The following is a 4205-nucleotide window of genomic DNA, read 5'->3' on the forward strand; positions in this document are numbered from 1 at the left end:
CAGCGGGTTGCGCGTGGTGATGCTCTCGGGCGACAACCGGGCTGCCGCCGTGGCGATGGCGCAGCGTCTGGGCCTGCACCCCGAGGCGGGCGAAGTGGTGGCCGACGTGCTGCCCGCCGACAAGGCCGCCTACGTGCGCCAATTGCAGGCGCAAGGGCGCTGCGTGGCCATGGTGGGCGATGGCGTCAACGACGCCCCGGCGCTGGCCGCCGCCGATGTCGGCATGGCCATGAGCCACGCCCAGGGTGGTGGCTCGGACGTGGCCATGCACGCGGCGGGCATCACGCTCATGCGCGGCGACCCGGCGCTGATGGCGGCATCGCTCGACATCTCGCGCCGTACTGTGCGCAAGATCCGGCAAAACCTGTTCTGGGCCTTTGTGTACAACGTGGCGGGCATCCCGCTGGCGGCGCTGGGTTTTCTCAACCCGGTGCTGGCCGGGGCGGCCATGGCCCTGAGTTCGGTCAGCGTCATGGCCAACGCGCTGCTGCTCAAGCGCTGGCGTGGCCCGGTGTGATGCCGCTGCGTCACGGTGGCCGCATAAAATCGCGCATCCCTTTTTTTGGAGCTGAGACAATCATGCAAAAACAGATGCTGGTGTTGGCTTTGGCCGCCACCGTGTTGGCCGCCTGTGGCAAGAAAGAAGAAGCACCGGCACCTGGTGCCGCCGTCCCGGCCGAGGACAAGGTGGTCAACGTCTACAACTGGCCCGACTACATTGCCGAAGACCTGGTGCCCAATTTCGAGAAGGCCAGCGGCCTGCGCGTGAACTACTCCACGTTCGAGAACAACGAGGGCCTGCAGGCCAAGCTGGTGGCGGGCAACAGCGGCTACGACGTGGTGGTGCCGGGTGCCGTGTTTGCGGCAGGCCAGATCCAGGCCGGCCTGCTGCAAAAGCTCGACAAGACCCAGCTCAAGAACTACAGCAACCTCGACAGCGCCTTCCTGAGCAAGCTGCAGAACATTGACCCCGGCAACCAGTACCTGATCCCGTGGGGCTGGAGCTTCACCACCGTCGGCATCAACAAGGGCAAGGTCGAGAAGGCCCTGGCGGGCACCCCGATGCCCGACAACGCCTGGGACCTGGTGTTCAACCCCGCCTACACCAGCAAGCTCAAGTCGTGCGGCATTGCCTACCTCGATTCGCCTTCCGAGGTGATTCCGCCCGCGCTGCACTACCTGGGCAAGAACGCCTACTCCAACGACCCGTCCGACCACCAGGCTGCGGGCGACTTGCTGGCCAAGGTGCGCCCGGACGTGCGCATCTTCTCCAGCACCATGATCGACGACCTGGCCACCGGCCGCGCCTGCGTGGCGCTGGGCTGGGCGGGTGACATCAACATCGCCGCAGGCCGCGTCAAGGAAGCGGGCCAGCAGGACGAGATCGTGGCGCTGGTGCCCAAGACCGGCGGCATGCTGTTCATCGACACGCTGGCCATTCCGGCCGATGCCAAGCAGCCGCGCAACGCACACCGCTTCATCGATAACTTCCTGCAGGGCGAAGTGGCCGCGTCGGTCACCAACTTTGTGAACTACGCCAACGGCAACAAGGCCGCCGAGGCGTTCGTCGATCCGGCCATCAAGGCCAACCCGTCGGTGTTCCCCAGCGCCGAGGACATGGCGCGCATGGTGCCCCCGGGCGTGATTGGCAACGAGGGCCGCGCCTCCATGAGCGAGGTCTACACCCAGTTCAAGAGCGGGAAGTAACCCGTCGTTTTGCGCCGTCAAAAATCAGCGGTGGGGCCGTTGCCGTGGGCAACGGCTTTTTGTTGTGTTGAACCGAATCGCCAAAATGGACTTGTCTTCGACCCCAGATGCGTATTTGCGTACCGACAACCTGGTCAAACGTTTTGACGGTGTGGCCGCCGTAGACCGCGTCAACCTGTTGATCCGGCAGGGCGAAATTTTTGCTTTGCTCGGCAGTTCGGGTTGCGGCAAATCCACCTTGCTGCGCATGTTGGCGGGGTTCGAGACACCCACCTCGGGGCGCATTGTGCTCAACGGGCAGGACATCGTGGGGCTGCCGCCCTACGAGCGACCCATCAACATGATGTTCCAGTCGTATGCGCTGTTTCCGCACCTGAGCATCTGGGACAACATCGCCTTCGGCCTCAAGCGCGAGGGCATGCCCAAGGCCCAGATCAAGACCCGCGTGGGCGAGATGCTGGACCTGGTGCAACTGGGCGACTACGCGCAGCGCAAGCCGCACCAGCTCTCGGGCGGGCAGCAGCAGCGCGTGGCGCTGGCGCGCAGCCTGGCCAAGCGGCCCCAGCTGCTGCTGCTGGACGAGCCGCTGGGCGCGCTGGACAAGAAGCTGCGCGAGCACACCCAGTTCGAGCTGGTCAACATCATCGAGAAGGTGGGCGTGACCTGCGTGGTGGTGACGCATGACCAAGAGGAGGCCATGACCATTGCCTCGCGCATTGCCGTGATGAGCCGGGGCCAGGTGCTGCAGGTCGGCACGCCGCGCGAGGTGTACGACATGCCCAACTGCCGCTTCGTGGCCGACTTCATTGGCAGCGTCAACGTGTTCGAGGGCCGCCTGACCGAGGACGAACCCAACTACGGCGTGGTGGAGACCAGCCTGGGCGCCATCTACATCGACCATGGTGTCACTGGCACCCTCAACATGCCGCTGGCGGTGGCGGTGCGGCCCGAAAAGATCGACATCAGCAAGACGCGCCCCAGCCACGTTGCGCGCAACCTGTTCCACGGCAAGGTGTGCGAGATTGGCTACCTGGGCAGCTACACCACCTACATCGTGCAGGCCGACAACGGCCAGCGCCTCAAAATCACCGAAGCCAACACCTCGCACCACGCCAGCAGCGGCATCACGTGGGACGATGAGGTGTTCTTCTGGTGGGAAGGCTCGGCCTCGGTCGAGCTGGCCAGCTGACACCACCTGGAGCGACCATGCCACTGCTTGTCAAGCTGCCCCGGCCCCGTGGCCGCACCTGGGTCATCGGGGTGCCCTACCTCTGGCTGACGGTGTTTTTCATGCTGCCGTTCCTGATCCTGTTGCGCATCAGCGTGACGAACTTGGGCGCCAGCATCGACCCATTTTCGCCGCTGCTGTTCTACCAGGACGGGCTGTTGCAGATCTGGCTGCAGCTCGACAACTTCCTGTCCATCTTTGGCACCCGCGCCGACGACGGCAGCTGGGCCCCGGCGTGGACCATCTACCTGGTGGCCTACGGCAACTCACTCAAGTACGCCGCCGCCACCACCGCCATTGCGCTGCTGATCGGCTACCCGTTTGCCTACTTCATCGCGCGCAGCCGCCCCAGCGTGCGCCCGGTGCTGCTGATGCTGGTGATGCTGCCGTTCTGGACCTCGTTCCTGCTGCGCATCTACGCCTGGAAGGGGCTGCTGGCGGACTACGGCATCCTCAACAACACGCTGCTGGCGCTGGGGCTGATCAGCGCGCCCATCGAGATGCTCTACACCGACGTCTCGATGCTGGTGGGCATGGTGTACGTGTACTGCCCGTTCATGATCCTGCCGCTGTACGCCAACCTGGTCAAGATGGACGTGCGCTTGCTCGAAGCGGCTTACGACCTGGGCACCACGCCGTTCAAGGCGTTCTGGCTCATCACGGTGCCGCTGTCCAGGGCGGGCATTGTGGCGGGCTCGATGCTGGTGTTCATCCCGTGCGTGGGCGAGTTCGTGATCCCGTCGCTGCTGGGCGGAGCCGATAACCTGATGATCGGCCGCGTGGTGTGGGACGAGATGTTCAGCGCCAACAACTGGCCGCGCGCCGCCGCGCTGTCGGTGGTGATGATTTTGCTGATCCTGGTGCCGATGGCCATCCACAGCCGCTCCAGCCACCCTTCTGCCAGCCAAGGACGCTAGCCCGGATATTTCACCACAATCCGTAGAAACGGGGACGGCATTGCCCTTGAAATGCCCGAACATCGAGGTATCGAATCCAGATGAAAGGACGGGCAATGCCGAAACCAAACTGTACAGCACAACCAGCCGCCGATGAGGTCGGCGTGATTGATTTTGGCCGACTGGGCCGCCGCAAGATCGAGGGCCGCTTCGATGGCGGCAGCATGACCAGCGATGCCGGGGTGATGCTGCTGGCCGAAGTGGACCGCAGGCTGGGCTTGCTGGGGGCGGCGGCACGCTGCATCGCCGACCCGCGCGATCCGCTGCTGATCACGCACAGCGTGCGCGACATGCTGCGTCAGAGGGTCTATGGC

Annotated in this window: 5 protein-coding genes; all 5 read left to right on the plus strand. The window is 64.6% G+C overall.

Going from position 1 to position 4205, the window contains the following annotated elements; translation table 11 throughout:
• The coding region (locus tag CON76_RS10815; protein ID WP_145995430.1) for an HAD-IC family P-type ATPase at positions 1-517 on the plus strand (517 nt) is incomplete at its 5' end.
• Positions 518-579: 62 nt separating this feature from the next.
• A complete protein-coding gene (locus CON76_RS10820) occupies positions 580-1707 on the plus strand; it encodes a polyamine ABC transporter substrate-binding protein (protein WP_101103364.1) in 1128 nt (375 codons plus the stop codon).
• A gap of 85 nt (positions 1708-1792) precedes the next feature.
• The gene (locus CON76_RS10825) at positions 1793-2896 is read left to right on the plus strand and encodes an ABC transporter ATP-binding protein (protein WP_101103365.1); all 1104 of its coding nucleotides are present in this window, start codon (positions 1793-1795) and stop codon (positions 2894-2896) included.
• Positions 2897-2913: 17 nt separating this feature from the next.
• Positions 2914-3852 carry an ABC transporter permease subunit gene (locus tag CON76_RS10830; RefSeq protein ID WP_101103366.1) on the plus strand — a complete coding sequence of 313 codons (939 nt, stop codon included), beginning with the start codon at positions 2914-2916 and terminating at the stop codon, positions 3850-3852.
• 95 nt (positions 3853-3947) lie between these two features.
• Positions 3948-4205: transposase (locus CON76_RS10835; RefSeq protein WP_205758231.1), on the plus strand; the 258-nt coding region annotated here is incomplete at its 3' end.

This window comes from Macromonas bipunctata, assembly GCF_002837135.1.
GTDB lineage: Bacteria > Pseudomonadota > Gammaproteobacteria > Burkholderiales > Burkholderiaceae_C > Macromonas_A > Macromonas_A bipunctata.

Coding starts and splice junctions, on each gene's coding strand:
- CON76_RS10820 (WP_101103364.1), top strand. CDS start 580: ATGCAAAAACAGATGCTGGTGTTGGCTTTGGCCGCCACCGTGTTGGCC.
- CON76_RS10825 (WP_101103365.1), top strand. CDS start 1,793: ATGGACTTGTCTTCGACCCCAGATGCGTATTTGCGTACCGACAACCTG.
- CON76_RS10830 (WP_101103366.1), top strand. CDS start 2,914: ATGCCACTGCTTGTCAAGCTGCCCCGGCCCCGTGGCCGCACCTGGGTC.